General features: G+C 73.5%; 15 protein-coding genes. 13 read left to right on the top strand and 2 right to left on the bottom strand.

Features of this window, described 5'->3' with window-relative positions; genetic code table 11:
- Window positions 1-14 precede the first annotated feature (14 nt).
- Entirely contained in the window at window positions 15-950 is a 936-nt protein-coding gene (locus tag HGA03_RS04985) for a serine hydrolase domain-containing protein (RefSeq protein WP_168629133.1), read from the top strand.
- A 7-nt stretch (window positions 951-957) separates the two neighbouring features.
- Here the strand turns inward: HGA03_RS04985 and HGA03_RS04980 are convergent, their stop codons facing one another.
- The gene (locus HGA03_RS04980) at window positions 958-1,647 is read right to left on the bottom strand and encodes a YoaK family protein (protein WP_168629132.1); all 690 of its coding nucleotides are present in this window, start codon (window positions 1,645-1,647) and stop codon (window positions 958-960) included.
- A 126-nt stretch (window positions 1,648-1,773) separates the two neighbouring features.
- Between HGA03_RS04980 and fdxA the strand changes: the two genes are divergently transcribed.
- The 4 genes from fdxA (at window position 1,774) to HGA03_RS04960 (ending at window position 3,874) form a co-directional block, all read left to right on the top strand.
- A complete protein-coding gene (fdxA, locus tag HGA03_RS04975; RefSeq protein WP_168629131.1) occupies window positions 1,774-2,115 on the top strand; it encodes a ferredoxin in 342 nt (113 codons plus the stop codon).
- Complete coding sequence (gene soxR, locus HGA03_RS04970; RefSeq protein WP_168629130.1) at window positions 2,112-2,564, top strand: redox-sensitive transcriptional activator SoxR; 453 nt, start codon at window positions 2,112-2,114, stop codon at window positions 2,562-2,564. The genes fdxA and soxR overlap by 4 nt, the downstream gene beginning before the upstream one ends.
- A 13-nt stretch (window positions 2,565-2,577) precedes the next feature.
- Complete coding sequence (locus HGA03_RS04965; RefSeq protein ID WP_168629129.1) at window positions 2,578-3,330, top strand: class I SAM-dependent methyltransferase; 753 nt, start codon at window positions 2,578-2,580, stop codon at window positions 3,328-3,330.
- 220 nt (window positions 3,331-3,550) lie between these two features.
- Window positions 3,551-3,874 carry a hypothetical protein gene (locus HGA03_RS04960; RefSeq protein WP_168629128.1) on the top strand — a complete coding sequence of 108 codons (324 nt, stop codon included), beginning with the start codon at window positions 3,551-3,553 and terminating at the stop codon, window positions 3,872-3,874.
- Between the two features lie 32 nt (window positions 3,875-3,906).
- Here HGA03_RS04960 and HGA03_RS04955 read toward each other — a convergent pair whose 3' ends face one another.
- Window positions 3,907-4,923: an FUSC family protein gene (locus HGA03_RS04955; protein WP_168629127.1), complete on the bottom strand. Its 1,017-nt coding sequence runs from the start codon at window positions 4,921-4,923 to the stop codon at window positions 3,907-3,909.
- 63 nt (window positions 4,924-4,986) lie between these two features.
- Here HGA03_RS04955 and HGA03_RS04950 point away from each other — a divergent pair, with 63 nt between their 5' ends.
- The 8 genes from HGA03_RS04950 to HGA03_RS04915 all read left to right on the top strand — a co-directional run bounded on the left by HGA03_RS04950 (window position 4,987) and on the right by HGA03_RS04915 (window position 17,367).
- Window positions 4,987-5,928 (top strand): squalene cyclase, encoded by a 942-nt coding sequence (locus tag HGA03_RS04950; protein WP_168629126.1) that lies wholly within the window; start codon window positions 4,987-4,989, stop codon window positions 5,926-5,928.
- A 181-nt stretch (window positions 5,929-6,109) separates the two neighbouring features.
- A complete protein-coding gene (locus tag HGA03_RS04945; protein ID WP_168629125.1) occupies window positions 6,110-7,843 on the top strand; it encodes an ABC transporter ATP-binding protein in 1,734 nt (577 codons plus the stop codon).
- Window positions 7,840-9,897: an ABC transporter ATP-binding protein gene (locus HGA03_RS04940; protein WP_168629124.1), complete on the top strand. Its 2,058-nt coding sequence runs from the start codon at window positions 7,840-7,842 to the stop codon at window positions 9,895-9,897. Before HGA03_RS04945 ends, HGA03_RS04940 begins: the two co-directional genes overlap by 4 nt.
- Window positions 9,898-9,975: 78 nt before the next feature.
- Entirely contained in the window at window positions 9,976-12,039 is a 2,064-nt protein-coding gene (locus tag HGA03_RS04935) for a cation:proton antiporter domain-containing protein (protein ID WP_168629123.1), read from the top strand.
- 36 nt (window positions 12,040-12,075) lie between these two features.
- The gene (locus tag HGA03_RS04930) at window positions 12,076-13,275 is read left to right on the top strand and encodes an amidohydrolase family protein (protein ID WP_168629122.1); all 1,200 of its coding nucleotides are present in this window, start codon (window positions 12,076-12,078) and stop codon (window positions 13,273-13,275) included.
- Window positions 13,276-13,372: 97 nt separating this feature from the next.
- Window positions 13,373-14,179, top strand: coding sequence for an ABC transporter ATP-binding protein (locus HGA03_RS04925; protein ID WP_168629121.1), 807 nt, complete (start codon window positions 13,373-13,375; stop codon window positions 14,177-14,179).
- 84 nt (window positions 14,180-14,263) lie between these two features.
- Window positions 14,264-15,271: an ABC transporter substrate-binding protein gene (locus HGA03_RS04920; protein ID WP_168629120.1), complete on the top strand. Its 1,008-nt coding sequence runs from the start codon at window positions 14,264-14,266 to the stop codon at window positions 15,269-15,271.
- A complete protein-coding gene (locus tag HGA03_RS04915; RefSeq protein ID WP_168629119.1) occupies window positions 15,268-17,367 on the top strand; it encodes an iron ABC transporter permease in 2,100 nt (699 codons plus the stop codon). The genes HGA03_RS04920 and HGA03_RS04915 overlap by 4 nt, the downstream gene beginning before the upstream one ends.
- Window positions 17,368-17,377 lie beyond the last annotated feature (10 nt).

The raw sequence follows: 17,377 nt of genomic DNA, 5'->3' as shown, positions 1-17,377 counted from the left end.
TCTACGGTCCGGCCATGCCTGCCGCCACCCTCGTCACGGTCCTGACCAGCGCCGGAGCGCCACCCCGGATCGAGGTCGACCCGGCCGGGCTTGACCCGGCCGCACCGCTGCACCTGTGCTCGGCCGCCAAGGCGCTGACCGCGGTGGGGGTGCTCCGGCTGGCCGGGCGCGGGGTGCTGGACCTGGACACCGACGTCCGGCAGTGGGTGCCGGTGCCGGGACGCTGGGGGCCGACCCTGCGGCAGCTGCTCACCCACCGCGGCGGGGTGAGCGACCCGCCCGGATCCTTCGAGACGGGGCCGGTGCCGCCGATCGCCGAGCTGGTCGCCGGCCGGACCCCCGCCCACCCCGGCCCGATCACCCCGAGCGTCGAGCCCGGCACCGCGGTGGCGTACTCCGACGCCGGGTACTGCCTGGTCGAGCGTGCGGTGGAGGTGGCGACCGGGGAGCCGTTCGCCGCCGTCATGCACCGCGAGCTGGCCGTACCGCTGCGCCTGACCCGGACCGGGTTCTGGGCCGGGGAACACTCACCGGTGGCGGCCGGGGCGGCGCTGGGCAACGCCGGGCGTGGTCCCCGGCGGCACTATCCCGGGCTGGCGGCCTCCGGGCTGTGGTCCCCGGCGACCGAGATCGCGGTCTGGCTGGCGGACCTGGGCCGGTCGCTGGCGGGGCAGGACGGGGTGCTGCTCACCGCGGGCCAGGCGGCGCAGTGGGTGGCGGACCCGGGGGAATGCGGGGTGGCGGCGGGGGTCTTCCCGTTCGGCGCACCCGGCCGGCCGTGCGTGATGACCCAGGGCTGGGGCGTGGGGTTCCAGTGCCAGCTGCGGTGGTACCCGGCCGCCGGTGGTGCGGTGGCGGTGGTGCTGGACGCGGACCCGGGGGTGCCCCAATCCGAGTCGGTGGTGGGGCGGACGATGCTGCGGCGGGTGACCGAGCTCGGCTGGCGCTGAGCGCCGGTCAGGCCCGGACCAGCTCGGCGCTGCGGTAGCTGTGGGTCTCGATCGCGACCAGCACGCCGGCCAGGATCCCGGCGGCGAGCACGGTGGCCCGGGTACCGAGGGCCTCCGGTGCGCTGGCCAGGGCACCGAGGGCCGCGCCGGTGGCGAAGGCCAGCACGATCAGGCTCAGCCGGGCCGCCACCACCCGCTGCCGGGGGTCGTAGCCGCTGAGCCACTCGTAGGCCGCGGTGACCAGGGTGCGCAGGTTCCCGGTGGTCATCGTCGTGCTGTAGCTGGTCTCGCGCACCAGCCGGAAGGTGGTCACCTGCAGGGCCGCGGCGAAGGCGACCGCGATGGTGCTCCACGGCGACGGCGCGGTCGTGGGCAGGGCGGCCACCGCCAGCATCACCACGATCTCCAGGCCGAGCACGATCCGGGTCGGGTCGCTCAGTCCGGGCAGCCCGCGGTGGGCGGCCAGCCACTCGGCGGCGACCAGCCCGAGCACGAACGCCCCGATGATCGGCAGGTAGCGGGCGGCCTGCGCCCACTGGCCGTGGGCGACGTCGATGGCGACGAACACCACGTTGCCGGTCTGGGCGTTGGCGAAGACGCCGTGGTGGGCGACGTACGTGTACGCATCCAGGTAGCCGCCGACCACCGCGAGTGCGGCACCGGTGGCGGGGTGTTCGGGACGGGTGCGGACCTTCACGGGGGACGGGACCTTTCCTGCGACTGGGTCCATCGTGCACCCGGTCATCCCATGACTCGCGGTCCAAGGTCCTGAGTGCTTAGTCACAGTTGACCTCAACCATGGTTGAGGTTCTAGGTTCGGAGCATGACCTACGTGATCGCCCAGCCCTGCGTGGACATCAAGGACAAGGCCTGCATCGAGGAGTGCCCGGTCGACTGCATCTACGAGGGCAAGCGCTCGCTGTACATCCACCCCGACGAGTGCGTGGACTGCGGCGCCTGCGAACCGGTCTGCCCGGTGGAGGCGATCTACTACGAGGACGACGTCCCCGAGCAGTGGAGCGACTACTACCGGGCGAATGTCGAGTTCTTCGACGTGCTCGGTTCGCCCGGCGGCGCCGCCCGGATCGGCGCGGTGGACGCCGACCACCCGCTGGTCGCCGCGCTGCCGGCGGACGTCAACGCCGACCTGCAGCCCGGCGGATGACCCTGCGGCCGCAGGACACGCTCTCGATCGGTGAGGTCAGCCACCGCACCGGGGTCAGCGTCTCCGCGCTGCACTTCTACGAGCGGGCCGGGCTGATCGCGTCCACCCGCAGCCCGGGCAACCAGCGGCGCTACGCCCGGCACATGCTGCGCCGGGTGTCGCTGATCGTGATCGCCAAGCGGCTGGGCATTCCGCTGGAGGAGGTCGCCGAGGTGCTGTCCGGGGTGCCGCTGGACCGGCCGCCGACCCGGGCCGAATGGCAGCGGCTGTCCCGGCGGTGGAAGGTCCAGCTAGAGGACCGGCGCCGCACCATCGAGCGGCTGGAGCGGGACCTGGCCGGCTGCATCGGCTGCGGCTGCCTGTCCCTGCGCGCCTGCGCCCTGCTCAACCCGGAGGACGTGCTGGCCGGCCGCGGCCAGGGACCGGTGCGGGTCACCGACCCGGCCTGACACCATGGGCGCCATGGCCGGGTTCGACGAGCTGATCGCGCTGGGGGAGTCCGCCGACGTCAGCGGCTGGGACTTCGGCTGGCTGGCCGGACGCGCCACCGAGGAGCGCCCGCCCTGGGGCTACGCCCGGCTGCTCGGTCAGTGGCTCGGCCGCGCCCAGGCCTCGCTGGACATCCAGACCGGCGGCGGCGAGGTGCTGGCCGAGGCGCCCGCGTTCCCGCCGCTCGCGGTGGCGACCGAGTCCTGGCCGCCGAACCTCGCCCGGGCCACCGCCCTGCTGCACCCCCGCGGCGTGGCCGTGGTGTCCGACCCGGACCAGCCGCCGCTGCCCTTCGCCGACGGGGCCTTCGACCTGGTGACCAGCCGGCACCCGGCGACGATCTGGTGGACCGAGATCGCCCGGGTGCTGCGGCCCGGCGGGCACTACGTCGCCCAGCACGTCGGCCCGGGCAGCGCCTTCGAGCTGATCGAGTTCTTCCTCGGCCCGCAGCCGGAGGGCCGCCGGGCCCGGGAACCGGAGGACGAGGCCGCCGCCGCGCGGGCCGCCGGGCTGGTGGTGGAGGACCTGCGCACCGCGCGGCTGCGGATCGAGATCCACGACGTCGCCGCGGTGGTCTACCTGCTGCGCAAGGTGATCTGGTGGGTGCCCGGCTTCACCGTCGAGGCGTACCGGGACCGGCTGCGTGACCTGCACGAGCTGATCGAGCGTGACGGGCCGTTCGTCGCGCACTCCACCCGCCACCTGATCGTCGCCCGCCGGGACTGACCCGCCCGCGTGGCGGGCCGGGCGCGACGGTGGTTCGCTGAAACCGACTCCCCGGGGGCATGGGGGACATCCCGCCGTTCCGCCGAGCCCGGCCACCATCTTCTGGGTCCCACCGCGGCGCACGGCGTCCGGCGGCTGCGGACCCTTCCTCATCGAGCGGACGGCCCGTCCGGGTGGAGGGACTGCCCGCGCCGGCACACTTGCCGTCAGGAGATCCGTCATGCGCAAGAGCCTTGCCCGCGCCGCCGCCATCGTCTTCGCCGCCGCCGGTGCGGTGGGGGCGGTCGCCGTCACCCCGGCCGTCGCCGCCACCCCCGGTTCCGCCTGCACCATCACCATCGACCGGATCGAGGTGGTCGGCGCGAGTCTGGAGGCCGTCCACGTCGTGTTCCCGGGCACCGTGAGCAGCTACCAGGCCAGTACCTGCATCCCGACCACGCCGATCGAGGAGCTGAACGCCAGCAACACCTACGGCACGGGCTGCAACGAACCGCTGTTCGCCGTCGGCGGAGTCCGGATCGGCTACACCAACTGCCCGAACTGACCCGACCGGAGACCGCTCGCCCCGGCGACGACTCAGTCGCAGACCAGGGTGCTCAACGCCACCACCACGCTCGGTGTCATCCGGTCCGGTACGCCCGGCCCGGGGTCGTGTGCCGCCCGCTCGGCGGCCGCGATCGCCCGGGTCAACCGGTCGACCAGGTCCGGGTCCGGGTCGCCGTCGTCCAGGGAACGCACCAGGTCGGCGGCGACCCGCAGCGCGGTGGCGGTGGCGTCGTCGGGGGTGCGGGCCGGACCCGCCGGGCCGTCCGCCAGCGGCGACGGGGTGCGCCAGGAGCTGACCAGGCTGCGGTGGGCGTCACCGGCGGCCCGGGCGGCGCGGTCGAGGGCGGCGGCCTGCCGGTCGAGCGAGCCCCGGCGACCGCGGTACCGGCGGGCGTTCCAGTTCGCCCGCGCCGACTCCCGTACCGTCTCCGCCGCGGCGCCGGCTGCCGCCCGGGCCCGCACCAGCGCGGCGTCGTCGGGTGGCGCGTCGGCGCCGATCGAGTCGGCCAGCGCGTCCAGCTGGTCGGCGGCCGCGGCCTGCAACCGGTCCAGCGCCCGCTGTGCGGGGGTGAGTGGCAGCGCCGGGACCAGGGCGTTCACCCCGATCGCGATCAGGGCGCCCACCGTGGTCAGCCCGACATAGGCCAGCGTGTAGTCGACCGGGTCGCTGTGCCCGATCACCAGGACGAACATCGCCGACGTGGCCACCCAGGAGCCCGACGACCCGAACACCCGCCACCCGGACAGCAGCACCCCGGCCAGCACCACGATGCCCAGCGCCGGCAGCTGCGGCACCGCCAGCAGGTCGACCACCCGGGCCAGCCCCGCACCCAGCACCATCGCCGCGATCGCCTGGAACGCCGACCGGGTGGAGCCCCGCACCGTCACCGCCGAGCCGATCACGGCGCCGAGCGGTGCGTAGTAGGGGTACTCACTCCACGGCCCTGGCACCGCCCGGACCAGCGACCAGGCGATCAGGGCCGAGGCGGTGGCCTTCACGGCGGCCATGACGCGGGGATGGAGGGCGAACCAGGTGCGGGCAGACATCCCTCCCAGGGTGACCGCCGAACCGGGGTTCCGCCCGCCGGGCGCCGGACGTACCGTGTCCCGATGACGCCCGGCACGCCGGTGACCGACTGGCTGCTCGACACCGATCCGGCCCTGCGCTGGCAGGTCCAGCGCGACCTGCTGCACGAGCCGGAGCCGGTCTGGTCCGCCACCCGGGACCGGGTCGCCCGGGAGGGCTTCGGCGCCCGGCTGCTCGCGCACCAGGACCCGGACGGGCAGTGGGCCGGGGGAGCGTTCTTCCCGGCCGGCTTCGACGGCAGCGGCGAGGGCCAGCCGTGGACCGCCACCACCTGGAGCCTGAACTCCCTGCGCGAGTGGGGCGTGGACCCTGCCGTGCTCGGCGACACGGCCGAGCGGCTGTCGGCGGTGCGCTGGGAGTACGACGACCTGCCCTACTGGGGCGGCGAGGTCGACGTCTGCATCAACTCCTGGACCCTGTCCAACGGGCTGTGGCTCGGGGTGGACGTCGAGCCGCTGGTCGACTGGTTCCTCGCCCACCAGCTGCCGGACGGCGGCTGGAACTGCGAGTGGGTGGACGGGTCGACCCGGTCGTCCTTCCACTCCACCCTGAACGCGCTGCGCGGCTTGCTGGACCACGCCCAGGCCGGCGGCGACCCCCGGCGCACCGCCGATGCGCGGCACGCCGGCGAGGAGTACCTGCTCGCCCGCCGCCTGCACCGCCGGCTGTCCACCGGGGAGGAGGTCGGGCCGTGGACCACCCGGTTCCGCTACCCGTCCCGACACGCCTACAGCGTGCTGACCGCCGCGGACCACTTCCGGGCCGCCGACCGCCCGGACCCCCGGCTGGCGGAGGCGATCGAGATGATCGAGTCGGCACGGCGGCCGGACGGCACCTGGGCCCAGGGGCCGCCGCTGGCCGGGCAGGTCTGGTTCGAGGTGGACGTACCGGAGGGGGAGCCGTCGCCGTGGCTGACGTTCCAGGCGCTGCGGGTGCTGGCCTGGTGGCGGGAGCGAACCGGGTAGGTGAGGTTCTGCCGAGGGCAGAGCAGGGACAAATGCGATGTGAGTGTCAGACCCCCGTGCCTATCCTGTGAACCTTGCCCGGCACTGCCCGGCCACACCGTCGCGACCCGGCTCGCTGGGGCGGACGTGCCCCGTTGATTTCTCGTTCGCCCCACGGCGGCGCCGACCCCCGGAGACCTGAGTGCTCGGACGACTACTTCTTCGCTATCTCGCGCCCTATCGCTGGTTGCTGCTCGGTGTGCTGGTGTTCCAGTTCGCCTCCGCGCTGGCCATGCTCTACCTGCCCAGCCTGAACGCCGACATCGTGGACAAGGGTGTCGCCCAGGGCGACACCGGCTACATCTGGCGGACCGGCGGCTTCATGCTCGCGGTCTCGCTCGGGCAGATCCTCGCGGCGATCATCGCGACCTTCTTCGCCGCCCGCGCGGCCATGCAGGTCGGCCGTGACCTGCGTGACGACATCTACGGCAAGGTGTCCGGCTTCTCCGAGCGCGAGGTGTCGCAGTTCGGCGCCGGCTCGCTGATCACCCGGAACACCAACGACGTCCAGCAGGTCCAGATGGTCACCATGATGGGGGCGACCATGCTGGTGACCGCCCCGCTGCTGGCCATCGGCGGCATCGTGATGGCCCTGCGGCAGGACGTCGGGCTGTCCTGGCTGATCGCGGTGTCCGTGCCGACGCTGCTGCTGATCGCCGGCATCGTGATCAGCCGGATGATCCCGCTGTTCCGCAGCTACCAGGTCAAGCTCGACGCGGTGAACCGCATCATGCGCGAGCAGCTCACCGGCGTCCGGGTGGTCCGGGCCTTCGTCCGCGAGCCGATCGAGGCCGAGCGGTTCCGGGGGGCGAACACCGACATCCTGGTGGTCGGGCGCAAGATCGGGTCGCTGTTCGTGATCCTGTTCCCGCTGGCCATGCTGGTGCTGAACGTGACCACCATCGGGGTGATCTGGTTCGGCGCGATCGAGGTCGACGCCGGCAGCGTGCAGATCGGCACCCTGCTCGCCTTCATGCAGTACATCGGCCAGATCCTGATGGGCGTGCTGATGGCCAGCTTCATGACCGTGATGATCCCGCGCGCGGCGGTGTCCGGTGAGCGGATCACCGAGGTGCTGGCCTCCGCGTCCACGCTCAGCGTGCCGGAGCAGCCGGTGGCCGAGTTCCCCGAGCCGGGGGCGGTCAGCTTCCAGGACGTCACCTTCACCTACCCGGGCGCCGAGCACCCGGTGCTCTCCCACGTCAGCTTCGACGTGCGCCCCGGTCAGACCCTGGCGGTGATCGGCTCCACCGGCGCCGGCAAGACCACCCTGATCTCGCTGCTGCCGCGGCTGTTCGACACCACCTCCGGCACCGTCCGGGTCGGCGGGGTCGACGTGCGCGACGCCGAACTGGAACACCTCTGGTCCCGGATCGGGCTGGTGCCGCAACGGCCGTTCCTGTTCGCCGGGACGGTGGCCTCCAACCTCCGGCTCGGCAACGAGGACGCCTCGGACGGCGACCTGTGGCGGGCGCTGGAGATCGCCCAGGGCAGCGACTTCGTGCAGCAGATGGACGGTGGCCTGGAGGCCCGCATCGCCCAGGGCGGCACCAACGTCTCCGGCGGTCAGCGCCAGCGGCTGGCGATCGCCCGGGCCCTGGTCCGCAACCCGGACGTCCTGGTCTTCGACGACTCGTTCAGCGCCCTGGACCTGGCCACCGACGCCCGGCTGCGCCAGGCCCTGTGGACCGCCCTGCCCGAGGTGACCAAGGTCGTCGTCGCGCAGCGGGTGTCCACCGTGACCGGCGCCGACCAGATCATCGTGCTCGAGGACGGCCAGATCGCCGGCATCGGCACGCACGAGCAGCTGCTGGAGACCAGCCAGACCTACCGCGAGATCGCCGAGTCCCAGCTCTCGGTGGAGGCCGACGCATGAGCGAGAAGACCACGACCACCGCTCCGGAGCTGACCGAGGAGGAGAAGTACGAGCTCGAACTGGGCGAACAGGCCCGGATCGCCTCGGACTCCTGGGACTCGGTCGCCCCCGGCAAGGCGGACAACTTCAAGGAGAGCTTCGGCCGGATGCTCGGCCTGCTCAAGCCCTACCTGGCGGCGCTGATCGCGGTGACGATCATGGGCGCCGGCGGGGTGGTGCTCACGGTGCTGGCGCCCAAGGTGCTCGGCAACGCGACCAACGAGGTCTTCGAGGGCTTCGTGTCCAACCAGCTGCCCGCCGGCACCACCCAGGAGCAGGCGGTCGAGGGACTGCGCGCGGCCGGGCAGGACCAGCTCGCGGCGATGGTCGAGGCGATGGACCGGCTGATCCCGGGCCAGGGCATCGACTTCGACCGGCTGGGCTCGATCCTGCTCACCGTGCTCGCGCTGTACGCCGCGGGCGCATTCCTGACCTGGGCGCAGGGCTTCATCATCAACATCGTCATGGTCAAGGCGATGTGGCGGCTGCGCGAGGACGTCGAGGCCAAGATCAACCGGCTGCCGCTGCGCTACTTCGACCGGGTGCAGCGCGGTGAGCTGATCAGCCGGGTGACCAACGACATCGACAACATCACCCAGACCATGCAGCAGTCGCTGTCCACGGCGCTGACCAGCATCCTCACCGTGATCGGCGTGCTGGTGATGATGTTCTCCATCTCCTGGCAGCTGGCGCTGATCGCGCTGGTGTCGCTGCCGCTGATGGGCGTGATCTTCGGCGTGATCGGCCCGAAGTCGCAGAAGGCCTTCGGCATCCAGTGGCGCAAGGTCGGCCGGCTGAACGCCCGGGTCGAGGAGTCGTTCTCCGGCCACGCGCTGGTCAAGGTCTTCGGCCGCCGCCGCGACTTCCAGGACAAGTTCAAGGCCGAGAACGAGGAGCTGTACCAGGCCTCGTTCAAGGCGCAGTTCCTGTCCGGGATCATCTGGCCGGGAATGAGCTTCGTCGGGAACCTGACCTACGTCGGGATCGCGGTGGTCGGTGGCCTGATGGTCGCCAACGGCACCATGCGGCTCGGCTCGGTGCAGGCGTTCATCCAGTACGCCCAGATGTTCACCCAGCCGTTGTCCGAGCTGGGCGGCATGGCCGCGGTGGTGCAGTCCGGCACCGCCTCCGCCGAGCGGGTGTTCCAGCTGCTGGACGAGGATGAGCAGTCCGAGGACGACCCGCAGGCGCCCGCCCCCGCCGAGGGCGACGGGACGATCGAGTTCGACCACGTGAAGTTCTCCTACCGGGAGGACCAGCCGCTGATCGAGGATCTGTCCTTCACTGTCCGGCCCGGGCAGACCGTGGCGATCGTCGGCCCGACCGGCGCCGGCAAGACCACCCTGGTCAACCTGCTGATGCGGTTCTACGAGCTGGACGGCGGGCGGATCCTGGTCAATGGCCAGGACATCGCCGAGCTGAGCCGGCACGACGCCCGCGCCCGGACCGGCATGGTGCTGCAGGACCCGTGGCTGTTCTCCGGCTCGATCCGGGAGAACATCCGCTACGGCCGGCAGTCCGCCACCGACGAGGAGGTGCTGGCCGCCGCCAAGGCGACCTACGTCGACCGGTTCGTGCACTCGCTGCCGGACGGCTACGACACGGTGCTGGAGGAGGACGCCGCGAACATCTCCGCCGGTGAGAAGCAGCTGATCACCATCGCCCGGGCGTTCGTGGCCCAGCCGTCGGTGCTGATCCTGGACGAGGCCACCAGCTCGGTGGACACCCGCACCGAGCGCCTGCTGCAGCACGCGATGGCCTCGCTGCGCCAGGGCCGGACCTCGTTCGTGATCGCACACCGGCTGTCCACCATCCGCGACGCCGACCTGATCCTGGTGATGGAGCACGGCGCGATCGTCGAGCAGGGCACCCACGACGAGCTGATCGGCCGGGACGGCGCGTACCACCGCCTGTACCAGTCGCAGTTCGCCGCCGCGGTGGTCAGCGACGAGGAGCAGGCCGCGGTCGCCGGTGACCGGCCCGCGGTCGAGGAGGAGGAGCCCGCCCAGGGCTGACCGACCCGCCACACCGACGGCGGCGATCCCCACCCGGGGTCGCCGCCGTCGGTGCATCCGGGGGCTAGGGTCGCGGACGTGCTGGCCATCGTCGTGATCGTCCTGACCCTGCTGGTGACCGCCGGCGCCGCGGTCTACGCCCCGCGGTTCGGGCTGCCCGCGCCGCTGATCCTGGTCCTGGTCGGCATCGCGGTCAGCTTCCTGCCGGTGGTGCCCGCGGTGGACATCGAGCCGGAGTGGATCCTGGCCGGGGTGCTGCCGCCGCTGCTGTACTCGGCCGCGGTGTCGATGCCCACCATGAGCCTGCGCCGGGACTTCGGGGCGGTCAGCGGGCTGTCGGTGCTGCTGGTGGTCGGCACGTCGCTGGTGCTCGGGCTGTTCTTCGCCTGGGCGGTGCCCGGGATCGACCTGGCCTGGGGCGTGGCCCTCGGTGCGATCATCAGCCCCACCGACGCGGTGGCCACCCGGATCGTCAAGAACGCCGGCGCCTCGCCCCGGGTGGTGGCGCTGCTGGAGGGCGAAGGGCTGCTGAACGACGCCAGCGCCCTGGTGGTGCTGCGCACCGCGATCGCCGCCACCGCGGTCGCGTTCTCGTTCTGGCACGCGCTCGGCACCTTCCTGTACTCGGTCGGGGTGGCGGCCCTGATCGGCTGGGCGGTCGGGCGGTTGAACGTCCGGCTCCGCGCCCGGGTCACCGACGCCCCGGTGAACACGCTGATCAGCTTCACCGTGCCGTTCCTCGCCTCGATCCCGGCCGAGGAACTGGGCGCCTCCGGGCTGGTCGCTGCCGTGGTCGCCGGGCTGATCACCGGGTGGCGTGGACCCCGGGTGCTCGCCCCGCAGCACCGGCTCTCCGACCGGCAGAACTGGGCGACGGTCGAACTCATGTTGGAGGGCGTCGTCTTCCTCACCATGGGCCTGCAGCTGTACGGCCTGGTCGAGGAGGTGCACGCCGACCACGAGGGACTGGGCACCGCGATCGCGCTGGCCGCGGCCGCCCTGCTGCTGACCGTGCTGCTGCGCGCCGGGTTCGTGATCCCGATGCTGGCCTGGCTCCGGCACAAGGCCGCCCGCCGCGCCGCGGTGGCACCCCGGCTGAGCGCGATCGAGCAGACCCTGGCCGACCCGGAGTGGGCGCAGCGGTTCCTGGTCCGGCAGCGGGAGGCGTGGGCGCGCGGGGAGCTGGGCCGGGGGCGTCCGGAGCTGCCCGGGGGCGGGGGACCGGTGCCCGAGCGGCGGGCTCTGCCGGGGCGGGGGCAGGGGAGCGCGGGTGGTGATGCGGCCCCGGTGGGGATCGAGGCGCCGATCGAGTCCGCCGGGCAGTCGTCGCCGGGTGCGGCCGCGGGACCCGGCGAGGTCACCGGTCGCCCCGCGCCCGGCGAGGTCGGGAGCGCCGACGAGATTACGGGTCATCCCGTGCCCGGCGAGGTCGGGGGAACTGGCGAGATCATCGGTCACCCCGTGCCCGGCGAGGTCGGGAGTCCCGACGATCCCGGCACGGCCGCCGCCGCGCGCTCCGGGATGGCACCACCCGCGGGCTTCGGCCGCCGCCCGCGCCGCACGATGCGCCTCGGGCTGAAGATGCTCGCCCGCCGCACCCGCCGTCGCGGTCCGGGTGCCCGGCCGGAGGACCTGAGCCGGTTCAGCACCCGGGTGCGCCGGATGCTGGCGGACATCGACTACTTCCGCCGCTCGCCGCTGGGCAAGCGCGAGGGCGTGATCGTGGTGTGGGCCGGGATGCGGGGTGCGGTCACCGTGGCCGCGGCGCAGACCCTCCCGGCGGACACCCCGGGCCGGGCGCTGCTGGTGGTGGTCGCGTTCATCGTGGCCGCGTTCTCGCTGCTGATCCAGGGCGGCACGATCGGCTGGCTGGCCGGCCGGCTGGCACCGGATGCCGAGGCGATCGCCCGGCAACAGGCCGAGACGGTGGAAGAGCACAGCCGGCTGCTGGAGCTGCTGGAACGCGCCGCCGCCACGGTGGACGACGCGGTCGAGGATGCCCCGCTCGCCCGGCTGGCGGCGCAGCGCGCCGCCCTGCTGGACGCCCGGGACGACGGCACCTTCGACGCGGAGGCGCTCAGCGGGGCGCTGGAGGCGATCGACGCCGAGCAGATCAGCCTGGAGCTGCGCGGCGGCGCCTGATTTCGCCTGGGCGGCGTTCGGGGTGAGACTGCCCTGATGAGCACCACCGCACTTCGCACCCTTCGCCTGATCCGCCGCATCCGCCCCTGGGGTGGTGAGACCACCGATCTGCTGATCGGACCGGACGGCCGGATCGAACGGCTGGGCGACATCCCCGCCGACGGCATCGACCCGGCGCAGGTGATCGACGGCCGTGGCCTGCTGGCACTGCCCGGCCTGGTCAACGCGCACGCCCACGTGGACAAGTCCTGGTGGGGCATGCCGTGGGAGACCTACGGCGGCGAGGGCAGCACCGACGGCCGGATCCGGCACGAGCGGGAGCGCCGGGACGCGCTCGGCATTCCCGGTGTCCGGCCCACCGCCGCGGTGCTGGCCGAGATGGTCAAGCACGGCACCACCGCGATCCGCAGCCACGTCGACGTCGACCTGGGCGTCGGGCTGCGCGGGATCGAGGCGGTGCGCGAGGCCGCCTCGGCCTACGACGGCGCGCTGGACGTCCAGATCGTCGCCTTCCCGCAGGACGGCGTGCTGCGCCGCCCCGGCGTGCTGGACCTGCTGCGGCAGGCGGCGCGGGCCGGCGCGGAGCACATCGGCGGGCTGGACCCGGCGGGCATCGACCGCGACCCGGTGGGCCAGATCGACGCGATCCTCGGCCTGGCCGCGGAGGAGGGCGTCGGGGTGGACATCCACCTGCACGACCCCGCGGAGCTGGGCGCGTTCCAGTTCGAGCTGATCGCCGATCGGACCGTCGCCCTCGGACTCCAGGGCCGGGTCACCATCGCGCACGGCTTCGCCCTCGCCCAGCTGCCGGACGGCCCGCGCCTCGACCTGATCGCCCGACTGGGTGAGGCCGGGGTGTCGATGACCACGGTGGCGCCGATCCGGCTGCCGCAGCTCCCGGTGGCCGAGCTGGACGCCGCCGGGGTGCCGCTCGGCTTCGGCACCGACGGCATCCGCGACCTGTGGAGCCCCTACGGCACCGGCGACACCCTCGGCATCGGCTGGCAGTTCGCCCGGGCCTCCTCGCTGGTCCGGGACGAGGACCTGACCCGGGTGGTGCGCGGGCTGACCAGCGAGGGTGCCTGGTCGGTCGGCCGCACGGCGGCGGAGCACGACCTGGTCGTCGGAGGCCGCGCGGATGTGGTGCTGCTGGACGCGGAGAACCCGATGGACGCGCTGGTGCGGACCCCGCCGCGGGAGGTCGTGGTCGCGGGCGGGCGGGCGCTGGTCGGGTAGCCGACGCCCGTTCTCGGACATCCCGCCCGAGCAGGACATTGTCAGCTGAGGTAAGGCTCAGCTAATCTCCGTCATCGTGCCTCTCCACTCAGCCGCGATGGCCGCACGCGACGTGACGATCGGCTACGGCGGCGACCCCGTCGTGACCGGCGCCAGCGTCGAGGTCGCAGCCGGTCGGGTCACCGCCCTGGTCGGTCCCAACGGGTCCGGCAAGTCCACCCTGCTGCGCGGCATGGCCCGGCTGCAGAAGCTCAGCGCCGGCGGGATCGAGCTGAGCGCGTCGGACGCCGCCGCGCTCAGTGCCCGCGAGTTCGCCCGCCGGGTGACCCTGCTGTCCCAGTCCCGGCCCACCCCGGCCGGGATCACCGTGCGGGATGCCGTCGAGTTCGGCCGGCACCCGCACCGGCAGGGCTGGCGGGGCACCGACCCCGAGGGCCGCGGCGCCGTCGACCGGGCGCTGGGCCTGGCCGGGATCGCCGACCTGGCCGATCAGGACCTGGACGCGCTGTCCGGCGGGCAGGTGCAGCGGGTGTGGTTCGCCAGCGCCCTGGCCCAGGACACCGGCGTGCTGCTGCTGGACGAACCGACCAACCACCTGGACCTGCGCTACCAGGTCGAGGTGCTGGAGCTGGTCCGCGAACTCGCCGATGTGCACGACGTGGCGGTCGGGGTGGTGCTGCACGACCTGGAGCAGGCCGCCGCGGTCGCCGACCGGGTGCTGGTGCTGGCCGCCGGCCAGGTGGTGGCGGACGGGCCGCCGGAGCACGCCCTGACCTCGGCGCTGCTGAGCGAGGTCTACGAGATCGAGATCGAGGCGGGCACCACCCCGTCCGGGCACGTGACGGTGCGGGCACCCCGGTTGCAGCTGCGCCGGGTCCGGGCCGCCGAACACATCCCCGCCTGACCCCCCGCCGTGCCCACCGGGTACGGCTCCCCGGGCGCGACGCGCAGGCGCCCTTCCCTTTCCCTGCGCAGACACGAGGAACTCATGAGCACGCGACGCACGGCACGTGCGGTGACCGCGACGCTGGCCGTCGGGACGCTGGCCCTGCTGGCCGCCTGCGGCACCACCGACGCTCCCGCCGCGGAGTCGACCAGCTCCGCCGCCTCCGACGCGGGTCCGGTGTCGATCACCGACGACCGCGGCGAGACGGTCGAGCTGGACGCCCCGGCACAGAAGGTCGTCTCCCTGGAGTGGATGCAGACCGAAATGCTGGCCAGCCTGGGCATGACCCCGGTCGGCGCCGCCGACGTCGAGGGCTACACCTCCTGGGTCGGCACCGCCGTGCCGCTGTCCGGCGACCCGGAGGACGTCGGCACCCGCGGTGAGCCGTCGGTGGAGGCGATCGCCTCGCTGGAGCCGGACCTGATCGTCGGCGTGACCTCCTCGATCCCGGAGGGCGCGATGGACCAGATCTCCCGGATCGCCCCGGTGGCGCTGTTCGACGGCGCGGACGCCGAGGACCCGATCGGCTACGTCAACGACATGCTGACCTCGATCGGCACCCTGGTCGGCAAGGACGACGAGGCCGCCGAGGTCATCGCCGACACCACCCAGCGGATCGAGGACAACGCCGCCGCCATCGCCGACGCCGGCCTGGAGGGGACCCCCGTGGTCTTCGCCTCGCCCTACGCCGAGGGCGCGAACGTCACGGTCCGGATGCACGGCCCGCGCTCGGCCTTCCAGACGGTCGCGGTCGAGATGGGTCTGGGCTCGGCCACCGAGGACCCGGGCGACGACGCCTACGGCCTGTCCTACCTGGACGTCGAGGGCCTGACCGCGCTGCCCGCGGACACCCGGTTCCTGTACTGGGGCAACGACGACGAGGACGACGTGGTGACCACCGTGCTCGCCGACAACCCGATCTGGCAGTCGCTGCCCTTCGTCCAGGAGGGCCACGTCTACCGTGCCGGGGTCGGCATCTGGGCCTACGGCGGCCCGGAGTCGCTGGCCGCGTGGAGCGACGACCTGGTCGCGCAGCTGACCGCCGCATGACCGCCGCGCCCCCCATCGTCCGGCCGGCGCCGGCCGTGCCCGCCACGAACCGGCAGACCGTCCGTACGGTCGTCGTCGGCCTGGTGCTGCTCGGCTGGCTGCTGGTGATCTCCGCCGTGCACCTGACCCAGGGCACCGCGGACGTCACCATCGGCGAACTGTGGGGGGCGCTGCTCGGCGGCCAGGGCCTGGACCAGGCCGCCGCCGTGGTCACCGCGTCCCGGCTGCCGCGACTGCTGGCCGGGGTGCTGGTCGGCTGCGCGCTCGGCGCCTCGGGCGCAGCGATGCAGGGGGTGGCCCGCAACCCGCTGGCCTCCCCGGACACCACCGGCGTGAACGCCGGCGCCTACCTGGCACTGACCGTGGTCGCCGCGTTCGGCCTGCACCTGGGCTCACTGTCCGGGGTGCTGGTCGCCTTCCTCGGCGGGTTGCTGACCGCCGGGCTGGTGATGGGCCTGTCCGGCGGCGCGGCGACCTCCCCGGTCCGGCTGGTGCTGGCCGGGTCGGCGATCACCCTCGGACTGCACGCGATCACCTCCGCGCTGCTGTTGCTGTTCCCCTGGGAGACGCAGGGGCTGTTCGCCTGGGGTGCCGGGTCGCTGGGCCAGAACGGGCTCGGCACGGTGCGGATGATCGCGCCGGTGGTGGCGGTGGCGATCCTGGCGCTGATCTGGGCCGGACGACGGATCGACCTGCTGCAGCTCGGTGACGACGCCGCCCGGTCGCTCGGGGTGGACGTCGGCCGGACCCGGGTGATCGTCGTGGTGCTGGCGGTGCTGCTGGCCACCTCGGCGGTCGCGGTCACCGGGCCGATCGGCTTCGTCGGGTTGTGCGCGCCGCTGCTGGTCCGGCTCACCGCGGGGTGGGTGCGCCCGCTGTCCCGGCACCGGCTGATGATCCCGGCGGCCGCGGTGGCCGGGACCGCGCTGGTGCTCACCGCCGACGTGGCGCTGCGGGCGGCGTTCGGACCGCAGAGCGGCGTCACCGTCCCGACCGGCGTGGTGACCAGCATCCTCGGCGCGATCGCCCTGATCCTGCTGGCCCGGCGGGCGCGCTCCGCGCTGGAGGCCGACACCCTGGCGACCCTGCGCGCCGGCGGACGACTGGCCCGCCGTGCACCGTGGCTGATCCTCACCGCGGCCGGCGTCCTGCTGGCCGGTGCGGTGGTCGCCGGGGTGCTGCTCGGCGACTCCACCGTGCTGCTCGGCGACGTGAGCAACTGGCTGGCCGGCCGGGCCTCGGTACGGCTGGACATCATCCTGGACTCCCGGGTGCCGCGGGTCGCCGCCGCCCTGCTGGCCGGTGCCTGCCTGGCGCTGGCCGGGGCGCTGGTGCAGACGGTCACCCGCAACCCGCTGGCCGATCCCGGGGTGCTCGGGGTCGCGAACGCGGCCGGGCTCGGGGCGGTCGCCGTGATCGTCGCCACCGGCGCCGGGTCCTACGCCGCCGTGCTGGGCGGGGCGGTCGCCGGAGCGCTGGTCGCCGCGCTGATCGTGTTCGGGATGGCCGCCCGGGGTGGGATGGCCTCGGGGCGGATCGTGCTGGTCGGCATCGGTGTGCAGGCCGCCGCCAGTGCGCTCACCACCCTGCTGCTGGTGCGCACCGACCCGTGGAACCAGAACCGGGCGATCACCTGGCTCGGCGGATCGACCTTCGGCGCCGGGGGCAAGCAGCTGGTGCCGATGCTGGTCGCACTGCTGATCGCCGTCGTGGTCGTCGCCCGCACCCACCGGGACCTGGACCTGGTGCAGGTCGACGACACCACTCCGCGGGTGCTCGGCGTCGCACTGCCCACCAGCCGCCGGGTGCACATCGGGATCGCCGTGCTGCTCACCGCTGCTGCGACCGCCGCGGTCGGCCCGATCGCCTTCGTCGGACTGGTCGCGCCGCACGCCGCCCGGATGCTGATCGGCAAGCGGCACCGTTGGCTGCTGCCGTTGACCCTGGTGCTCGGCGCACTGCTGGTCTGCGTCGCGGACACCGTCGGGCGCACCGCGATCGCCCCCGCACAGCTGCCGGCCGGCCTGGTCACCGCGCTGGTCGGGACGCCGTACTTCATCTGGTTGCTCTGGCGGATGCGGGTGCGGCGGGCCTGATCGCCGGGTA

It is taken from the genome of Cellulomonas denverensis (assembly GCF_012396125.1).
Taxonomy (GTDB): domain Bacteria; phylum Actinomycetota; class Actinomycetes; order Actinomycetales; family Cellulomonadaceae; genus Cellulomonas; species Cellulomonas denverensis.
This window is presented reverse-complemented; position numbering and strand designations above follow the sequence as displayed.